Source organism: Brevundimonas sp. NIBR10 (assembly GCF_027912515.1).
Classification (GTDB): Bacteria; Pseudomonadota; Alphaproteobacteria; order Caulobacterales; family Caulobacteraceae; genus Brevundimonas.
Genome location: NZ_CP115464.1, coordinates 3,956,008 through 3,974,851 on the forward strand (window position 1 = coordinate 3,956,008; position 18,844 = coordinate 3,974,851).

At 66.0% G+C, this 18,844-nt stretch carries 16 protein-coding genes and 1 tRNA gene; 10 read left to right on the forward strand and 7 right to left on the reverse strand.

Features of this window, described 5'->3' with window-relative positions; all coding sequences use genetic code 11:
• Nucleotides 1-4 precede the first annotated feature (4 nt).
• From O5K39_RS19295 to O5K39_RS19305, 3 genes are all read left to right on the forward strand, one after another.
• A complete protein-coding gene (locus O5K39_RS19295) occupies nucleotides 5-724 on the forward strand; it encodes a LytTR family DNA-binding domain-containing protein (RefSeq protein WP_271145211.1) in 720 nt (239 codons plus the stop codon).
• Between the two features lie 142 nt (nucleotides 725-866).
• Nucleotides 867-1,184 (forward strand): hypothetical protein, encoded by a 318-nt coding sequence (locus O5K39_RS19300; RefSeq protein ID WP_271145212.1) that lies wholly within the window; start codon nucleotides 867-869, stop codon nucleotides 1,182-1,184.
• The gene (locus O5K39_RS19305; RefSeq protein WP_271145213.1) at nucleotides 1,181-2,812 is read left to right on the forward strand and encodes a methyl-accepting chemotaxis protein; all 1,632 of its coding nucleotides are present in this window, start codon (nucleotides 1,181-1,183) and stop codon (nucleotides 2,810-2,812) included. The genes O5K39_RS19300 and O5K39_RS19305 overlap by 4 nt, the downstream gene beginning before the upstream one ends.
• A gap of 298 nt (nucleotides 2,813-3,110) precedes the next feature.
• Here O5K39_RS19305 and O5K39_RS19310 read toward each other — a convergent pair whose 3' ends face one another.
• From O5K39_RS19310 to O5K39_RS19320, 3 genes are read right to left on the reverse strand one after another with little or no spacing between them, the layout of a single operon-like run.
• A complete protein-coding gene (locus tag O5K39_RS19310; RefSeq protein WP_271145214.1) occupies nucleotides 3,111-4,067 on the reverse strand; it encodes a plasmid partitioning protein RepB C-terminal domain-containing protein in 957 nt (318 codons plus the stop codon).
• Complete coding sequence (locus O5K39_RS19315; protein WP_271145215.1) at nucleotides 4,064-4,948, reverse strand: plasmid partitioning protein RepB C-terminal domain-containing protein; 885 nt, start codon at nucleotides 4,946-4,948, stop codon at nucleotides 4,064-4,066. The genes O5K39_RS19310 and O5K39_RS19315 overlap by 4 nt, the downstream gene beginning before the upstream one ends.
• Nucleotides 4,948-6,519 carry a recombinase family protein gene (locus tag O5K39_RS19320; RefSeq protein WP_271145216.1) on the reverse strand — a complete coding sequence of 524 codons (1,572 nt, stop codon included), beginning with the start codon at nucleotides 6,517-6,519 and terminating at the stop codon, nucleotides 4,948-4,950. The genes O5K39_RS19315 and O5K39_RS19320 overlap by 1 nt, the downstream gene beginning before the upstream one ends.
• Nucleotides 6,520-6,651: 132 nt before the next feature.
• On the opposite strand from O5K39_RS19320, the gene istA reads away from it, so the two are divergent.
• Both istA and istB read left to right on the forward strand, forming a co-directional pair.
• Entirely contained in the window at nucleotides 6,652-8,163 is a 1,512-nt protein-coding gene (istA, locus tag O5K39_RS19325; protein ID WP_271143525.1) for an IS21 family transposase, read from the forward strand.
• Entirely contained in the window at nucleotides 8,150-8,878 is a 729-nt protein-coding gene (gene istB / locus O5K39_RS19330; RefSeq protein WP_271143524.1) for an IS21-like element helper ATPase IstB, read from the forward strand. Before istA ends, istB begins: the two co-directional genes overlap by 14 nt.
• A gap of 326 nt (nucleotides 8,879-9,204) precedes the next feature.
• Here istB and O5K39_RS19335 read toward each other — a convergent pair.
• The 3 genes from O5K39_RS19335 to hemC all read right to left on the reverse strand — a co-directional run bounded on the left by O5K39_RS19335 (nucleotide 9,205) and on the right by hemC (nucleotide 11,004).
• Nucleotides 9,205-9,280 (reverse strand) — tRNA-Thr (locus O5K39_RS19335).
• A gap of 40 nt (nucleotides 9,281-9,320) precedes the next feature.
• Nucleotides 9,321-10,049 (reverse strand): uroporphyrinogen-III synthase, encoded by a 729-nt coding sequence (locus tag O5K39_RS19340; protein WP_271145217.1) that lies wholly within the window; start codon nucleotides 10,047-10,049, stop codon nucleotides 9,321-9,323.
• Between the two features lie 4 nt (nucleotides 10,050-10,053).
• A complete protein-coding gene (gene hemC, locus O5K39_RS19345) occupies nucleotides 10,054-11,004 on the reverse strand; it encodes a hydroxymethylbilane synthase (protein WP_271145218.1) in 951 nt (316 codons plus the stop codon).
• A gap of 41 nt (nucleotides 11,005-11,045) precedes the next feature.
• Between hemC and tsaD the strand changes: the two genes are divergently transcribed.
• The 4 genes from tsaD to O5K39_RS19365 all read left to right on the forward strand — a co-directional run bounded on the left by tsaD (nucleotide 11,046) and on the right by O5K39_RS19365 (nucleotide 16,296).
• A complete protein-coding gene (gene tsaD / locus O5K39_RS19350; protein WP_271145219.1) occupies nucleotides 11,046-12,170 on the forward strand; it encodes a tRNA (adenosine(37)-N6)-threonylcarbamoyltransferase complex transferase subunit TsaD in 1,125 nt (374 codons plus the stop codon).
• A gap of 92 nt (nucleotides 12,171-12,262) precedes the next feature.
• Entirely contained in the window at nucleotides 12,263-13,261 is a 999-nt protein-coding gene (locus tag O5K39_RS19355; protein WP_271145220.1) for an NAD(P)H-dependent glycerol-3-phosphate dehydrogenase, read from the forward strand.
• 348 nt (nucleotides 13,262-13,609) lie between these two features.
• On the forward strand, nucleotides 13,610-15,832 hold the full coding sequence (locus O5K39_RS19360) for a calcium-binding protein (RefSeq protein ID WP_271145221.1): 2,223 nt from the start codon (nucleotides 13,610-13,612) through the stop codon (nucleotides 15,830-15,832).
• Between the two features lie 86 nt (nucleotides 15,833-15,918).
• Complete coding sequence (locus tag O5K39_RS19365; RefSeq protein WP_271145222.1) at nucleotides 15,919-16,296, forward strand: Rieske 2Fe-2S domain-containing protein; 378 nt, start codon at nucleotides 15,919-15,921, stop codon at nucleotides 16,294-16,296.
• 456 nt (nucleotides 16,297-16,752) lie between these two features.
• Here the strand turns inward: O5K39_RS19365 and O5K39_RS19370 are convergent, their stop codons facing one another.
• A complete protein-coding gene (locus O5K39_RS19370; protein WP_271145223.1) occupies nucleotides 16,753-17,649 on the reverse strand; it encodes a transporter in 897 nt (298 codons plus the stop codon).
• Nucleotides 17,650-17,763: 114 nt separating this feature from the next.
• On the opposite strand from O5K39_RS19370, the gene O5K39_RS19375 reads away from it, so the two are divergent.
• Nucleotides 17,764-18,771 carry an adenosine kinase gene (locus O5K39_RS19375; protein WP_271145224.1) on the forward strand — a complete coding sequence of 336 codons (1,008 nt, stop codon included), beginning with the start codon at nucleotides 17,764-17,766 and terminating at the stop codon, nucleotides 18,769-18,771.
• Nucleotides 18,772-18,844 lie beyond the last annotated feature (73 nt).

Consider the following 18,844-nt stretch of genomic DNA (forward strand, 5'->3'; position numbering starts at 1 on the left):
TGAGATGAAAGTCCTTCTGGCCGACGACGAACCCCTGGCCCGCGCTCTGCTGCGCCACCTGCTCGCCGAGGCGCCGGGGGTCGAGGTCGTGGGCGAGGCCGGTGACGGGCGCGAGGCGGGCGAACGGATCGCCGCCCTCGACCCGGATGTGCTCATCATCGATATCGAGATGCCCGAGATGGACGGGATGGAGGCGGCCGGACTGTTGCGCGGGCGCGGTCGGCCGGCGGTGATTTTCGCCACCGCCCATACCGATCGGGCGCTCGACGCCTTCGAGATCGATGCGGCCGACTATCTGCTCAAGCCGATCCGGCGCGAGCGGCTGGCCGAGGCCCTGGAGCGTGTGCGCCGACGTCTGGACCGGCCCTCGCAATCGGATCTGCCGCTATCTGAACTCCTGCCGGACGACGGCATCTGGGTCGCCGTTCGCCAGGGTCAGGTGCGGGTCCCCCTGTCGGAGGTTTCCCACGTCACGGCGGCAAAAGATCACGTCTACCTCCATCTCGACGGCCGCACCTGGATGCACCGGATCACCATGGCCCGGCTCGAAGCCCTGGCGACTCCGCACGGCCTGGTGCGCATCCATCGCTCGGCCATGGTCAGGCCGTCTCGCGTCACGGCCGTGATCCATTCCGGCAAGAGCCTGAAGGTCCAGCTCGACACCGGCACCACCCTCCCGATCGGCCCCGCCTATCGCCGCCTCGTCCGCAGCTGGCCGGCATAGATCGCTCGCCTGCTGATCCCGCTCCCGTCCGGAAGGCACGTCCGCCCGATCACGGCTCCATCTCCGACGCTGAAAAAATCACGGTTAACGGAATATTCAATCGACGGGACCACAGTAGACTTTCAGTCCGGCGGTGCGGTCAATGGTTCCGAAAATCTGGCTCCAGGTTTCGAGTTACGTCGCGATCATTCTGGCGACGTCGGTGATGACGGTGCTCATGTCCGCCCCACCCGCCTCTGCCTTTGCTGTGGCGGCAGCTTTTCCACCCTGGTGGAGCGCCGACGACGTTCGAGACGCGGTGGAACCGGTGGGTGTTATCACCGCAACGGGGCGGACCCCCAATGTCGTCACGGTCTATGGCGGTAACAATCTTCAGCTTCGGCTGAGAAAGGCGGGGGCCTGGCTCATCCTGGATCCCCGGCTTGCGGCATGCCGCCCGCAATCGGAGTTCTCACAATGATCTTTCAGCCACGCGATCTCGAGCATCAGCGCACCATCGGCAGCACGGTGATACTGATCCTTGTCTGGACGCTTGCGTTCGGCAGTCTGGTTCAGACCCTTCTTCTCGGCGCGAACCTGGTCGCCGGCCTGGTTCCGGCCCTGATGCTTGCGGGATGTCAGACGGCGGTCTGGATGACACTGCGATCGCGTGCCAGCGGCCGCATGCTGTCTGCGATTCTACTGATGGCACAGGTCTCGACACTCGTAGCTGGCCTTGCTGGACATGCTTTCCAGATCGACATGCACATGGCCTATTTTGCCGCCCTGGCCGCGGTCGTCATCTATTGCGACTGGCGCGCGATCGTCGGGGGTGCCGCGACAGTCGCTGTCCATCACCTTGTACTGAGTTTCGTCCTGCCTGACCTGGTGTTCCCGGGGTCGGCCGATCTGGGTCGGGTGGCCTTTCACGCAGTCATCCTGGTGGTAGAGGCTGCCGTCCTGACATGGAGCGCCGCCAGCGTCACGGCGATGTTCGCCGCCAACGAACTCAGCCGGTCCAAGGCGGACGAGGCCACGGCCCGCGTTGTAGAGTCGACCTCGGCGCTTGACGTATCGCGCGCCGAGGCGGACCGCCTGGCTGCGGAGAAGGCGGCATTCGATCTGGAGGTCGCGCGCGAGCAGGCGCTGGTCGTGGACCAGACGGCAGACGCTCTCAGTGCCCTTGCGAGCGGTGACATGACCTATCGGATCCCCGGAACATTCCCGGGGCGCTACGCCAGGCTCCAGCAGGATTTCAACGCAGCGATCAGCGCCTTGCAGAATGACATGATCGTCATCGAGACCAATGCCCGCTCGATCGGCACGGGCGCCGGCGAGATCAGTCAGGCGTCCCACGACCTGTCGCATCGAACCGAACAACAGGCAGCAAGTCTGGAACAGACGGCTGCGGCACTGGACGAAATCACGGCAACCGTGAATCGCACCGCCGCCGGAGCGAAGCAGGCCTCGGCGACGGTTCAGGCGGCTCGCGGTGATGCGGAGACAAGCGGAGTGATCGTCCACGACTCGATTGCCGCGATGGATGCCATCCATGCTTCGGCCCAGCAGATCAGCCAGACCATCAGCGTGATCGACGAGATCGCCTTCCAGACCAACCTGCTGGCGCTCAACGCCGGCGTCGAGGCCGCGCGTGCAGGCGAAGCAGGACGTGGCTTTGCCGTCGTCGCGTCCGAAGTCCGGGCGCTCGCCCAGCGCTCTGCCGAAGCCGCCAGGGAGATCAAGATCCTGATCTCCAGTTCGACCCAGCAGGTGAACTCGGGCGTTGAACTGGTCGGTCAGACCGGAGAGGCGCTTCAGCGTATCGTGGGCCGGGTCGCCGAGATTGACGGCCTGATCTCAGAGATCGCGGCGTCCGCTCAGGAACAGGCCACAGGGCTGCGAGAGATCAACACCGCGGTGAACCACATGGATCAGGTCACCCAGCAGAACGCCGCCATGGTCGAACAGTCCACCGCCGCCAGCCAGGGCCTGACCAGCGAGGCCAATCAACTGATCAGTCTCATTTCGAGGCTGAAGTTGAACAGGGACGCAGCGCTCACGCCGCTCCGGAAGCCGACGCGACGGTCCGACGTCAAAGCGGCTGCATAGCCGCCCGACCGCAAGGCCCGTCCGCCCGCTGCCGGGTCCATGTCCTGTGGGAAGTGGTGGTGCCGCTTAGGTGACTCGAACACCTGACCCCCGCATTACGAAATCTAGTCAGGCCCAGGGAGCGGACCCATTGCCGGCATGGCATTTCCCAGGTTCTGTCACCCCAGATTTACCGATACCCAAGCTCCTCCCAGTCTGACCGGTTGGCGCGCTTCGGGCGTTTCCTAACGAAGGCGCTTTCACGTGGGAAGGTTCAAAATTGCGACCTGCGCCATACCTGCAAACGTGAAGGTCAGGTTCAGGGCGATGTTGCGGGAGGGTCGCCAAGATCCAAAGGCTGGCCCGCCGACGCTGCCTTCAACGAGGTGACGCCAACAATATCTTGGAACTGCTCGAAGTATTCTGGGTGATTTTTTGCCAGCCATCGGGAGACTCGAGGCCGCCCTAGAACCTTCTCTAGATAGCCCTTCGCGAACGTCAGCTGGAAGTTGATCTCCGAGTAGCGGTTCTCCTTCGTGTGCGCTTGAGCCTGAAGATTGGTGATTTCGCGCTCCATACGGCCCATGTCCTCTGCCGTCCGTTTGCGCGTCCCTTTAGGCTTTTTCTTCCTGGGATCGACAAGCTCGGTTTCGGGCGTAGCCAGCAACAGAGCACGGACGAAGTTGACGCTGAAGTTGCCCTGATCGACCATCAGCTGGGCCGCTTCGACCTGCCTCACGGGGGCCATGCATCTGATCAGCTCGAAACCGGCCATTGGACAGGGAGTGTCACGCAGCGTCTCAACTGCCGCATCACAAATGCCGTCGAGCATTTTGAAGCGACGACGGATGGTGCTGACATCCAGCCCGAGCGCGTCGGCCAGCCGCTCTTCCGAAACACCCCTGTCCGCTGCGCGGGAGATCATGCGATGCTCCTGCGTGGCAGTCAGACGATTGATCCTCTTATTGTAGGTGTAGGTGTCGTCCACCGTTGCAATCAGGCACTCCGTTTCAGTTGCGCCTATGTCCTTCAGCGCCTCGATGCGGAGATGTCCGTCCAGGAGGAGGTAGCCATTCTTACTTTTGGGATCGCGAAGTACGGCTGGCGGCTCTACAACGCCAATCGCCCGGATTGAGGCGCAAATCTGAGCGTATTTCCGGCTCTCCTTGACCGAGGGCCTCAACGGCTTGAGAGGCAGAATATTATCAAGTGAGATGGTGACCAAGTTCGATTCAAAGTCGAGCTTCACCTCGTCGTGTCGTGTTGCACTGGTCATGACAATGACCCCGAAACGACCTGATCACTCAGGAAACGTGGCATTGTATCGAGCCCTTCCGCCTTCAAGACGTTGGTGAAGTTCTCGTCCCCGAACAACTTCCGCAGCGCCTCCACCACGAAGAGGAAGCGGTCTTCGGCGTAGTCAGTCTTGCGCACGGTCTCGCGAAGCTTTTCAGCATGGCGCTGATAGACAGCCATCAATTCGCTCGCACTCTGAACCCTCCGAGGCGGCTGGCGACCAAGGCCGCTATCGGGAACGCTCCGATTGCGCTTCGATCGTTGTTCCAGCATTCTCCGAATGGAGGGGATGTTCTTTCCCTTGAGCTGGCCAGACGCATAAGCCTCTGTGAGCAACCGCTGATCTTCCGAGGTTTTGGCGCGGGCGATGTCGATGGCGAAGGTGATGGGAATAAGTCCGCTCTCTACTGCGGCGACCAGACGCTCTTCGCCCTTTTCAATGAGCGTTCCAACCATCCCTACCCATGAGGCGGTGACGCCGATGCGGCCGGCGATTTCCACATCGCTGTAACCCCGCTTCCGAAGGCCGCCGATTTCCTGGATCAGATCGATGGACCGGTGCTTTCGCCTCGCAACATTCTCGACGAGGCTCATGACCATGCAGTCTGCTTCGGTCCCATCCACGAACACGACGGGTAGATGGGTCTGGTCAAGCATCCGGAAGGCTTCGAGCCGACCTTCTCCGCAGACGACCTCGTAGCGAACCCCGTCAGCCGTGATTTTCCGCCGGGCGCTAATGGGTCGTTTAAGGCCGACCGCATCGATGTTGTCGACAATCTCCCGGTGCTGCTTTCGGTTACGCGTGCGGGGGTTGAGCACGGTCACATGTTCGATAGGCACCATCTCGACTGTTCTGGTCATCACGCGGCCTCCGGAATGGGCGTCCGCTGGGCGAACGCAAAAAGAATATCGGGAGTATCGAAGCGATAGGCATCGAGCGTTCTGGGGTTACTGTCGGCCAGGTGGAGCTTGTCCACATCCACATCGATTGACGGAAAGATGTAGTAGTCGCGCGGATTGAGGTTCGACTTGTCCATCCGGACGGCGATCGTAACGTCGGGGCGAAGACTGGTGTCAAAACGCAAACGCCAACGCAGTGACCCTGCGGCGGTCTGCTGGCAGCGGGCCACGACGATGGACAGAAAGAACTCGTCGTTCACCCGCAACAGGCCATCGCTCGTCCCTGCCTGCACGTAGGCACCAACACCTTCAAGCCCATGTAACACGTGGGCTATCGCATCATGATGAAGGACGCGAAGGCGCTTGTTGATCTCGACGTAACGATAGTCGCGCCGGGGGCTATAGCCGACAAGCGAGTAGGCCCTCAGCAGACTGCCAAATCGCGAGCGGTAAGCACTGCTGGACGGCATATCCTCACGTTCGTCGATGATGATGCCAGAAAGAATTCCTGTCGCTTGAAAGAGTGCGGCTAGCCGCTCCAGAAGTTCCGCGTCGCTGAGTTTTTGAGAGCGCTCCGCAATGATCGCTGCCGCATTCTGAAACAACTCATGATCGACGATGGCCTGAAACGCACCCGTGGCTCGCACCCAGTCGTCCTGGACGTTGCGGACGCGGCGCTTCTTCAGCTTGAATGAAGTGCGGTTGAAGACATTGTTGCCGACGTATTTTTCGTTGGTCAGGATCTGATGAACGGTGCCGCGTGTCCAGGCTCGCCCCAAGTCGGTCTGATGTCCTTCCGCATTGAGCCGCCCCGCGATCTCGTTCTCCGTGCGACCGTCATCGACGAAGAGCCGATAGATGCGCCCTACGATCGCAACTTCATCGTCCGGGCCGGGCACAAGGACGACGCGGTCAGTTTGAAGGCTCTTCTGCTGACCTCTCTCCAGCGTCGCTTTCGGTTCGCCGCGTTCATCGATTAGGCAACGCCTCAGGCCGAACCCGGGAGGGCCTCCTTGTCGAAAGCCTTTTTCGATCAGCCGGCACTGGCCCTGAAAGACCTTGTTGGAGAGTTCGCGGCTGTATTCACCGGCCATCGAGCGCTTGAGCGTCTTGGCCATATTCGACAGAAACGACCCGTCGTTTTCGAACTGTTCGGAGCAGTAGAGAACCCGGACGCCGGCGCGGAGGCACCGGTATTCATGGAAGGCGGCTTCGTCCTGATTCTGGAAACGACCCCAACGGCTCACATCATAGACAAGAACCGCTTCAAAACCGGGTGAGCCCCCCTCGATGTCAGCGACCAATCGCTGGAAGGCATCGCGGCCGGCGATGTCGAGTCCGCTTCGGCCTTCATCGGCATAAGTGCGCACGATCGCCATGCCATGGCGCAACGCGTAGATCGCGATGGCGGCTTCTTGGTTTTCAGTGGAATAGCGCTGATGGTCCGTGGACATCCGGACATACTGCGCCACCCGTAGGGAAGCGTTCTCCCCCGCGCCCCCATCCCGTTCTGTTACCGGACGAAAGGTCATTGCATCGCCGCTCGGCTGTGGATCGGCGTGGAAAAGGGACCCCGTTAGCGGTGTGATCGGCGTCGAATAAGGACCCCTCATCCCTGAGGTCTAACGGTGGCGGCTTGGCGGATGTCAGGCGGCGAGTTCGGGATGTTGGTGTTGGAGACGGTGTTGAGGATCCGGCGCGAGTTTGCGTCCGGGAAGGCGATCAAGGCGATCGCGCGTGACCTTCGATTGTCGCGCAAGGTGGTGCGCAAGGCGATCCGGGAGCCTGATGCGGAGTTCGCCTATCGGCGGGCGGTGCAGCCGTTGCCGAGGCTGGCGCCGTTCCAGGCCAGGCTCGATGAACTGCTGGAAGAGGACGAGGCGCGGCCGCGGCGCGAGAAGCTGCGGATGACGCGGGTCCATGACCTGCTGGTGCGCGAGGGGTTCGACGGGTCGTACGACGCGGTCCGGCGCTACGCGGCGGGGTGGCGGCTGAAGCGACGCCGGGGCGTAGCCGATGCGCCGACGTTCATCCCGCTGATGTTCCAGCCGGGCGAAGCCTACCAGTTCGACTGGAGCCACGAGGACGTGGAGATCGCGGGCAAGCCGATGCGGGTGAAGGTGGCGCACATGCGACTGTGCGCGTCACGCGCGATCTATGTTCGGGCCTACCCGCGCGAGACCCAGGAGATGCTGTTCGACGCGCATGCGCGGGCGTTCGCCTTCTTCGGCGGGGTGCCGACGCGCGGGATCTACGACAACATGAAGACGGCGGTGACGACGGTGTTCACGGGCAAGGACCGGCTGTTCAACCGGCGCTTCCTGGTCATGGCGAGCCACTACATGGTCGAACCGACGGCCTGTTCGCCAGCGGCCGGCTGGGAGAAGGGCCAGGTCGAGCACCAGGTCCAGACGGCGCGGGGACGGTTCTTCCAGCCGCGCCTGCGCTTCACCAGCCTGGAGGAGCTGAACGGCTGGCTGGAGGCAGAATGCCGTCGCTGGGGCGAGCTGCGCCAGCATCCCGAGCAGAAGGACCTGACGGTCGCTCAGGCCCTGGCCGCCGAGCGTCCGGCGCTGCAGCCCATGCTGGGCCCGTTCGACGGCTTCCACGAGAGCGAACACGCGGTGACGGGGACCTGCCTGATCAGCTTCGACCGCAACCGCTACTCGGTGATGGCCAGAGCCGGGCGACGCACGGTGCAGGTCCGCGCCTATGCCGACCGGATCGTCGTGCGCTGCGAGGGAGAGGTCATCGCCGACCATCGTCGGTTCTTCGGTCGCGACCGGACCCTCTACGATCCCTGGCATTACCTGCCGGTGCTGGCGACCAAGCCCGGGGCCCTGCGCAATGGCGCGCCGTTCCAGGACTGGGAGTTGCCGCCCGCGCTGGCGCGCCTGCGCCGCAAGCTGGGCTCAGGCGACGAGGCCGATCGCCGGTTCGTGCGGGTGCTGGCGGCGGTGCTGGAAGACGGCCTGGAGCCGGTCGAGGCTGCCGCGCGCGAGGCGCTCGCCGCCGGGACCGTCAGCGACGACGTCATCCTCAACATCCTGGCGCGCCGGCGCGAACCGCCCCGGCCGCTGAGCATCGTCACACCGGACGACCTGGCGCTGCGGCATCCGCCTCTGGCGGACTGCGACCGCTACGACAGCTTGCGAGGCCTGCATGCAGCGGCATGAGATGATGGCGGCCCTGACCGGCCTGGGCCTCAAGGGCATGGCCGGCGCCTTCGACGAAGCGGTCACCACGGGCCTGCAGCGCAAGCGTACGACCATGGAGATCCTCGCCGACCTGCTCCGCGCCGAGACGACCCACCGGCATGCGGCTTCCATCCGGTACCGGATGGCGGCAGCCAAGCTGCCGGCCGTGAAGGACCTCGACGCCTTCGTGTTCGACGGCACGCCGATCAACGAGGGACTGGTGCGCTCGCTTCACAGCGGCTCCTTCCTGGCGAACCGGCGCAACATCGTGCTGGTCGGCGGGACCGGCACGGGCAAGACCCACTTGGCCACGGCCATCATCGCCAACGTCGTGCGCGCCGGGGCGCGTGGCCGCTACTTCAACACCGTCGACCTGGTGAACCGCCTCGAGGAGGAGACCCGCCTGGGCAAGGCCGGTGCGCTGGCTGCTCACCTCTGCCGCCTCGACGTCGTGGTCCTCGACGAGCTCGGCTACCTGCCGTTCGCCCGCTCGGGCGGTCAGTTGCTGTTCCACCTGATCAGCAAGCTCTACGAGCGGACCTCGGTGATCGTCACGACCAACCTCGCCTTCGGCGAATGGCCGACCGTGTTCGGCGATCCCAAGATGACCACGGCCCTGCTCGACCGCATCACCCACCACTGCGACATCGTCGAGACCGGCAACGACAGCTGGCGCTTCAAACACCGCAGCTGACCCACCACGAAGAACGCCAAGCGAGGGTTGAGCCTCCGGTCGGGCTACGCCCTCCCTACGCCCCAACCCTCGCAAGCGGTGCGCTCGTGACGTCCATCACGAACCCCAAAAGGGGGTCCCTATTGCACGCCGATAAGGGGTCCCTTTTAGACGCCGATTGACAAGAGTGGCTTCGGAAAGGCGGAGCGGCTTAGGTGACCCGAACGCCCGACACCAGCATTACGAATGCCCCCACTGAGGCTAAAGGCACTCTGGCGTGGGAACAGGTATGGACTGGGATTTGCGCGCTTTCGCCCGGGACGGCGTCGATATCCTGCCGAAAGTAGTGGTGCCGCTTAGGTGACTCGAACACCTGACCCCCGCATTACGAATGCGATGCTCTACCAGCTGAGCTAAAGCGGCCTATGGCGCGGGCGGTATCGTCCGGCGCGAGGAGGGCTCTTTATACGGCGGGGCGGGGATTGCCAAGCGCCTCTAGCAGGCTTGTCTCGTCGGGTCGGGCGGCGATGCGGAGGGCGGCGAAATCGAGCGCCTCCAGCGGCCCGGCGACCTGGGGCGACAGGGCGACGGCGATGCGACCGGCGGCCATGCCCGGGGCCAGGCGTCGCGTCAGGGCCTCGGCCGCGCGCGCGGAGTGGACGAGCACGATGTCGAAGTCGGCGGGCACCTGCACAGCCGCCTCGACCGTCTCGTAGACCGGCAGGGACCGGACCGGAACGCGACCGGCCAGCAGGCCGGCGAGGTCGGCCGAGGGTCTCACCGCGCCGGGGACCAGCAGGACGCCCGGTCCGCGTGCCAGACCCCGCGCGACCCATTCCCGGGCGATCAGGGCGGCGAGAGCGTCGGCGTCGCCTCCGGCCGAGCGGACATCGGTAAAGCCCCGCTCACGCGCCGCCTGCGCGGTCCGGTGGCCGACGGCGAAGACGGGCCGATCGCGGCGCGAGGTCAGGTCGGCGAAGATCAGGCCGTTGACGCTGGTGAAGGCGAGGGCGGCGACGTCGTCCAGGTCGAGAGCGGCTGCCGGAGGCAACGGCCGGACCTCAAGCAGGGGAGCCACGACCGGCACGAAGCCGAGCGCGCGAACGGCCTGCGCCGTGCGGTCCGCGCCGGGGGTGGTGCGGGTGATCCAGACGCGGGGGCCGTCCTGACGGGTCCCGCCTGCGACGGTCACGGCCTCAGCCCTCGATGCGCTGGTCGCCGGCCATGGCGTGGACCTGGGCCCCGAGCGACTGGCCGAGCGCACGGGCGGCGGCCTCGGCATCGGCGGCGTGGACGTCGCCCAGCGTCCCCGACCGGCGCCAGCGGGCGGACCCGTCCGGGCTCAGCATCTCGGTCGTCAGCAAAAGGTGCCCGTCGCCGAAGGTCGCGTGGGCCCCGACCGCCGTTCGGCACGACCCCTCCAGCGCGATCATGGCCCCCCGCTCGGCGGCGACGGCCAGGGCGGTGGCGGCATGGTTCAGCGCCGCGATCCAAGGCGCGTGCAGGGCCGCGTCCGCATCGTCCTCGCGACTCTGGATCGCCAGCGCGCCCTGTCCCGGTGCGGGCAGGAAGGCGTCCAGCGACAGCCGCTCGCGGATCGCCTCGGACCGCCCCAGGCGGTTCAGCCCCGCTGTGGCCAGCAGGATGGCGTCGAACTCACCCTCGGCCAGCCGGCGCAGGCGGGTGTCGACATTGCCGCGCAGCATCTGGATATCCAGATCGGGCCTCAGCGCCAGGGCCTGGGCCTGACGCCGCAGCGAGGCGGTGCCGAGGCGCGCTCCGAGCGGCAGGGCGTCGAACGACGCATGATCCCGGCTGCAGAAGGCGTCGGAGGCGTCCTCGCGCTCAGGGATCGCGGCGATACACAGGCCGTCGGGCTGTTCGGCGGGAACGTCCTTCATCGAATGGATGGCGATGTCGATGCGGCGGTCCAGCAACGCCTCTTCGATCTCCTTGGTGAACAGGGCCTTGCCGCCGATCTCAAGCAGGCGACGATCCTGGACCCGGTCGCCGGTGGTGACGATCTCGACCAGGGGCACGCGCTCGACGGACACCTCCAGCGCCGCGGCGATCGCGCGCTGCATCATGCCGGACTGGGCCAGGGCCAGGGCGGAGCGGCGGGTGCCGATGCGGAGAATGGGGGACATGAGGCGTTGCGGGAACCGGAGGGGGTCGCTACCTCGACCCGATGACTATCGGCGCGGACTATAGCAGCGGGCGGGAGCGGGCAACTGGCGACCTGACCGTCCTCGGCCTGGAGACCAGTTGCGACGAGACGGCGGCGTCGGTCGTGCGGCTGTCGGCGGACGGCACCGCCACCGTCCTGTCCTCGGTGATCCACTCCCAGATCGACGACCACGCGGCCTATGGCGGGGTGGTGCCCGAGATCGCGGCGCGCAGCCATGTCGAGATGATCGCGGGCGTCACTCGGCGAGCCATGGACGAGGCCAGCCTGAACTACGCCGCCCTCGACGGCGTCGCGGCGACGGCAGGGCCCGGCCTGGTCGGCGGGGTCATGGTGGGGTTGAGCTTCGGCAAGGCGGCGGCCCTGGCGCGGGGCCTGCCCTTCATCGCCGTCAACCATCTGGAGGGTCACGCGGTCTCGGCGCGGCTGGGGCGGCCGGTCGATTATCCCTTCCTGCTGCTGCTGGTCTCGGGCGGTCACTGCCAGCTACTGGAGGTGCGCGGCATCGGCGACATGAGCCGTCTGGGCACCACCATCGACGACGCCGCCGGAGAGGCCTTCGACAAGATCGCCAAGGCCATGGGGCTGGGCTACCCCGGCGGCCCGGCGCTGGAACGGCTGGCGGCGACGGGCGACGGGTCGAGGATCGCCCTGCCGCGCGCTCTGCTGGACCGCAAGGACTGCGATTTCTCCTTCTCGGGGCTCAAGACCGCCGCCTCGCGCCTCGCCCAGGCCTGCGTGACCGACCAGGACCGCGCCGACCTCGCCGCCGCCGTCCAGACCGCCATCGCCCGCCAGCTGTCTGAACGGTCCGAGCGGGCGATGAAGGCCTATGCCGAGCGGCATGACCACCGCCTTTTTGTCGTCGCCGGCGGGGTCGCGGCGAACAGGACCGTGCGGTCCACGCTGGAAGCGACCGCGGCGAAACACGGCTTCGCCTTCCTCGCCCCGCCCATGGCCTATTGCACCGACAATGCCGCCATGATCGCCCTGGCCGGGGCGGAACGGTTGCAGCTCGGCCTGACGTCCGACATCGACACCGCCGCCCGCCCGCGCTGGCCCCTCGACGAAGCCCGCGCCCTGGCCGATCCCGTCCACGCGCCGGGTCGAAAAGGCGCAAAGGCGTAGCGCCCCCTCCCAGAGGGAGAGGGACCAATTGAGATTTGCCAAATCCCCCCGCATCTCCGCTAGGATGCGTCCGAACAGTCCCGCGAGGCCCCATGGAATTCCGCACGGCAGGCGTCATCGGCGCGGGCGCCTGGGGCACGGCCCTGGCCCAGGTCACCGGCTGGGCGGGGCTCGACACCCTGCTTCAGGCCCGCGAACCCGAGGTCGTCGAGAGCATCCGCGATCGTCGGATCAACGAGGCCTTCCTGCCCGGCGTGACGCTGGACGACCATGTGCAGGTGACGCCCGACCTGGCCGATCTGGCCGGGTGCGACCTGATCCTGGCCGTCCCCCCGGCCCAGCATCTGCGCTCGACCATGGCCGCCTTCGCCCCCCATTACCGGCCGGGCGTCCCGATCGTCCTGTGCGCCAAGGGGATCGAGCGCGGCACGCTGAAGCTGATGACCGAGGTTCTGGCCGAGACCATCCCGAACGCCACGGTCGCCGTGCTGTCGGGCCCCAGTTTCGCCGCCGATGTGTCGCGCGGCCTGCCCACCGCCGTCACCCTGGCCTGCGAGGACGCCGCCTTGGGCGAGGCCCTGATGCAAGCCCTGTCTGCCCCCGGCTTCCGTCCCTATCTGGCGACCGATCTGATCGGCGCCGAGGCCGGCGGCGCGCTCAAGAACGTGCTGGCCATCGCCTGCGGCATCGTCGAGGGCCGGGGCCTGGGCCGCAGCGCCCACGCCGCCCTGATCACCCGGGGATTCGCCGAGATGACCCGGTTCGCCGTGGCCCTGGGTGCCGAGGCCGAGACCGTCGCCGGCCTATGTGGTCTGGGCGACCTCGTCCTGACCTGTTCCAGCCCCCAGTCGCGCAACATGAGCCTGGGCCTCGCCCTCGGCCAGGGCCAGACGGTGCAGGAGGCCCTCGCCGGCAAACGCTCCGTCGCCGAAGGCTACGAAAGCGCCCCCGCCGTCCGCGAACTCGCCGCCCGCCTCGGCGTCGAAACCCCCATCTGCGAAGCCGTCGCGGCCGTGCTGGCGGGGGAGACCACGGTCGACGTCGTCATCGAACGCCTGCTGTCCAGGCCGCTGAAGTCGGAACGGGAATAGGCTCGACCCGCCGGACGCCCGCGTTCCGCGTTGATGCTGAGGTCCGCTTTCGACCCATTGCGGACCTGAGCTATCAGACGTCCGCGCCTCGGGGGTGCCGTAGTTAAGGCCGACGTATCGCCCCTTCTGCTCGGCCTGCCTTACGCGGCTGTCCGTCTGGGACCTATCGCGTCGCCTTTGATGTGCCGTCTCGCTTACGTCCGCCTGGCTGGCTGGCTGGCCACCTTCGCGCCCGCTGCCATCGCATGGCCGCGCAAGCTTCGCCGTAAGTGAGAATTTCCTTGCGGAAACAACCCAGAGATCTAGGGTCCTCAAGCACCGTTCGTAGAGAAGTCGGCGAGAAAACACATGCTTATCCAATTTGGCGGTTCGGCCGCAGCCATCCTCAATCCCACGACGTTTGGCATCTTCGACGAGGGTGAGGCCTTCGACCTCTTCCAGCGATACTTCACTGGCAGCGAACGCACCGCAGGGTCAGGAATCGACTACACGCTAACCGATGGGCGCAGGCTGAGCCTGACGGATGTCAGCTCCTATTCCTCATCGACGGTCAACGGCGTGACGTCGGTTTCGAAACAGATCGAGTCCATCCTGGGCTATTTCCAAGGTGGTGCATCGTCATTCACCATCTCTTCCGCCGCCTATTCGACGTCTCGGTTTCTTTCCACGACGCGGACCAACTTCATTGAAGACCTGCTGTCGGGGTCTGACACCCTGGTCGGGACGTCGTTCAATGACCAGCTGTTTGCGTTCGGTGGAGACGACACCCTGACTGGAGCAGCGGGTGCAGACTTGCTCGATGGCGGGGAAGGCAATGATATCCTGTCGGGCGGGGCGGGCAACGACATCATCCAGGGCGGAGCCGGGGTAGATACCGTCAACTTTGAAGATGCGACGTCATCTGGCGTTTCAGTCGATCTTTCCAACGGGACCGCGACCGGATCATCCAGCGGATCTGACAGCATCGTCGGAGTCGAAAACATTCGCGGCTCGAACTTGAATGACGTTCTGCGTGGCGATGCGTTCGCCAACGTGATCGACGGCTTGCAAGGCAACGACATCCTCTTCGGCGGCGGCGGCAACGACACAATCATCGGGGGCGCTGGAGCGGATATCGCCGAGTTCTCCAGCGAATTCGCGGCTCACAGCATCAGCTTTGCCAACGGCACCCTGACGATCACGAGCGCGACTTCCGGAGTTGACACCCTTACCGGTGTGGAGGAACTGCGGTTCTCTGATCGGTCGGTTGCCGTGATCGCTGGCGGCGGACTTTCCCTGATCGGATCGTCGTCGAGCGACGTGATTACAGGCACCAATGGCGCTGACGTCCTCATCGGCGGAGGTGCGGCCGACAATCTCACCGGGGGAGCCGGTGCCGACATTTTCCGATACCAGTCCGCATCGGAGTCGGGTCCGACCACGTCAGACACGATAACGGACTTCCTGGTCGGCGAGGATCGCATTGATCTGACCGGCACGCTCCCGACGTCCATATCGGTTGCGCGGATCGCCGGCGGTGGATCGGTCGTCTTTGCCGAAACCCGGACTGGCGCATTCCAGGCCTTCGTTCAGAACGCCAACCTCAACGGCACCGATTTCATCTACACCGGAAGCTTCGGCGTCTTCGTAATCGGGTCGACCGAAGCGGATGTCATCCAGGGCACCAACGCGCCCGATCCTATTCTCGGGAATGGTGGAGACGATGTCATCACCGGTGGCGGCGGCGCTGATGCGATCGAAGGCGGGGCGGGACGAGATACGTTCCGTTACACGGCGCTGGGCGACTCCAACCAGACCAATGGCTTCGACAACCTCTATGATTTCACCACGGGTCAGGATCGCATTGACCTGTCGCTCTTGAACGCCCGCTCGATCAGCATCCTTCGATCCGACAACGGTTCGAGCTTCATCTACGCCGAGACGGCTCAGGGCGTGTTTCTGACCACGGCGGCACAGCGGACCGTGCAGGCGACCGACATCACCTACGGCAACGGCTTCGGCATCTACATGGTCGGGTCGGGCGTGGCGGATACCCTGGTCGGCACGTCGCTGGCCGATCCGATCGCGGGCGGTGGCGGCAACGACACCATCACCGGCGGTGGTGGCGCTGACGCCATGTTCGGCGATGCGGGCGCGGATACCTTCGTCTATGTGGCGGCCTCGGATTCGACGGCGGCCGCGACCGACGGCATTTTCGGCTTCGTGTCCGGGACCGACAGACTGGATCTGCGTCAGGTGCGGACGGGTGCGGCTGACACCTTCGGCATCGCTTATCTGGAAGGTGGGTCGTTCCTGTTCGTGGACCTGGGCGGCAACGGCTCGACAGATATGGTCATCGGCTTGGCCGCGACGACGTTGGTTGCGTCCGACATCCTGTGGGCGACCGGCGCGATCGGCGAGGAACCGGCGGTAAAGGACACTGGTCCCCAGACCCTGCCGGGCGTGGATGAGGCCGATCTGTTCGGCGAGGACCTCATGTCCAATCTGTCTTCGCTCGACGGGCGGTTCATGCTGGACCTGAACCCCGACGCCGCGCGCGGCTTCTATCACGGCCAGGACTGGTATCTCTGACGATCGGCGAGGTCTGCTTCCCCCCTAGCAGTCCCTACGGGAGTCCGCTCTCGGCGCCCCTGCCCGGCCATGCTAACCCGCATCCCGTGACCGACCCCATCCCCACCGAGCGCAAGCGCGTCTGGACCACCCCGGCCAATGTCGCCCTGTGCGCAGAGGCCGACATTGCCGATCCCGGTTCGCGCGGCTTCGTTCTCCAGATCCGGGACGCCTTCTTCCACGGCTTCGTGGTTCGCAAGGACGGCGAGGTCGCCGGGTGGGTCGATCGGTGTCCGCACATGGGGTTTCCGGTCGCGGTGGTGCCGGATCGCTATCTGACGCCGGACGGCCGCGTCATCCTGTGCGGCTGGCACGGGGCGGTGTTCGATCCGATCGGCGGGAAATGCGTCGGCGGTCCCTGCGCAGGCGCGCGGCTGACGCCCTGGCCGGTCGCGGTCGTGGACGGGATCATCCGCTCCGCCTGACCCCGCTGTTCTTCTCCCGCGCAGCGGGGGAAGTGGGCCGCAGTCGAGCGGAGCGAGACAAGGGTCGATGGGGGTACTGTCGCGACCCACTGTCTCACGGCCCCCATCGTCGCTACCTTCGCTGCGCTCAGGGACGCGACACTTCCCCCGCTGCGCGGGAGAAGAAGGGTCAGTATGAGCGGTCGAGGTTTCAAACTTCGAGCCACCAATCCCTTGCGCCGCAAGAGATTGGCCTAAAAATCAGCCTTTCGACCTGGCGCCCGTCGTGGGCGTGGTAGGATGAGGACCAGCCTTTGAACTGCGGTCTTTGACATCCTCGTGGCCAGCCCGGAACGACCGAAGCGGTTGAAACGGTTGAAACGGTCGATGTTTTCCGACCGGCCGATTCAGACCATTCGGACTCTTCGGACTCTTCGGACTCTTCGGACTCTTCGGACTCTTCGGACTCTTCGGACTCTAATTTTCGAGTCCGGACTGTCCAAGCCGCTCACATACCGCCGCCGCAAATCCCGCCCCTTGCGCCGGGTCCGACCCCAGGTAGAAGTCCGGCTCGATCAGCTCGGCCTCCATCAGAATCCAGTTTCCCGCCTCGTCCGGCGCCATGTCGATGCGGGCATAGAGCAGCGGCTCCTCGACCGCCGCCAGCACCTGTTGGGCAAGCGCCCTACAGGCGGCGGGCGGCGTTTCGAGCGTGCGGTACTGGCCGCCGTACTGGACCTGGATGCGGAAGTCGCCGTTCACCGGCCGCTTGTTCACCGCATGGCTGAAACGGCCGCCGAAGAACAGCAGGCTCGTCTCGCCCTCCGTCTCGATGGTCGGCAGATAGGGCTGGATCATCGTCGCCCCCAGGGGCAGGTCCACCGTCGCCACGACCTCGCCGCGCGCGACCCTGAGCGTCCGCCAGGCCCCACCCGAGACGGTCGGCTTGACCACCACCTGGTCGGTCCCGAAGGCGTCGAACGCGGCGGCGATCTGGTCCGCCGTCGGGGTTTCGCTCCACAGGGTCGGGGCGATCGGCACCCCCGCCTCGGCCATCCGGCGCAGATAGGCCTTGTCCGAGTTCCAGGCCAGGACGCTCGCCGGATTGGCCATGGCCACCCCGGCCTGTTCCCACAGGGTCGTCGCCGTCAACCACCGATCGTGGTCGCTGTAATAGCCCCAGGCCAGCAGGGGCAGGACCAGCGGATAGCCCATCAGGGCCTCGGCGCTGTCGACATGGTCGGTCCAGGCGGTCGGCACGACCTCCACCCCCTCCCCGGCCAGGGCGGTCTGCAACCGCTCCAGCACGCCGGGCCACTGGCGGGTATAGGACGGGTCGGCGGGGTCGGGGGTCAGGACGGCGATACGGGTCATGCAGGGGCCTATAGGCCAGCCGTCCCCGCCTCGCCACCCACCATGACCAATCACATAAGGCGATCCTTATATGTTTTGCATGACTCAGGCGCCGGGCTCGGCTAAGGGGCGATCATGACCAGCACCACGCCCCACACCCATGACGTCTGCGCCGTCGGCAACGCCATCGTCGACGTCCTCAGCCCCTGCGACGACGCCTTCCTGAGCGCCCAGGGCCTGACCCCCGGCTCCATGTCCCTGATCGACGAGGCCCAGGGCGCGGCCCTGTACGACGCCATGGCAGCGGGCATCGAGGCCTCGGGCGGCTCGGCCGGCAACACCGTCGCCGGCGTCGGCTCCTTCGGCGGACGTGCGGCCTATATCGGCAAGGTCGCCCCCGACGTCCTGGGCGGCGTCTTCAGCCACGACATCCGTGCCGCCGGCGTCCACTTCGACACCCCCGAACTGGTCGGCGGGGCCGGCACCGGCCGCTGCCTGATCAACGTCACGGGCGACGGCCAGCGCACCATGTGCACCTTCCTGGGGGCCGCCAACCAGCTGGACGCCTCGGACATCGACACCGACCTGATCGCCGCCTCGGCCATCGTCTATCTGGAAGGCTATCTGTTCGACCCGGCCCCGGCCCGTGCCGCCTTCGAGGCCGCCGCCGCGGCCGCCCACGCGTCGGGCCGCAAGGTCGCCATCACCCTGTCGGACACCTTCGTCGTCGCCCGCTGGCGCGCCGAACTGCTGGCCTTCATCGAGGCCTCCGCCGACATCGTCCTGGCCAATGAGGCTGAACTGGGCGCCCTGTTCGAGACCGAAGACTTCGACGCCGCCGCCGCGAAACTGGCCTCCATGGTCGAGGTCGCCGCCGTCACCCGCGGGCCTGAGGGCTCTGTCGTCATCTCGGGCGACGATCGCGTCGCGGTGGCCGCCTATCCGGTCGCCAAGGTGGTCGACACCACCGGCGCGGGTGACCAGTACGCCGCCGGCTTCCTGCTGGGCCTCGCCCGTGGCCTGACCCTGGAACAGTCGGCCCGGCTGGGTTCGCTGGCCGCGTCCGAGGTCATCGCCCACTGGGGCCCCCGCCCCATGGTCAGCCTGGCCGACCTGGCCCGCGAGCACGGCCTGACCCTCTAGGCCATCGCGGCCGTCAGGCGTCGTCAGTAGCGCGGACCGGTGCCGTGGCCCACAAGGGCTGCGGAGGGTCTGT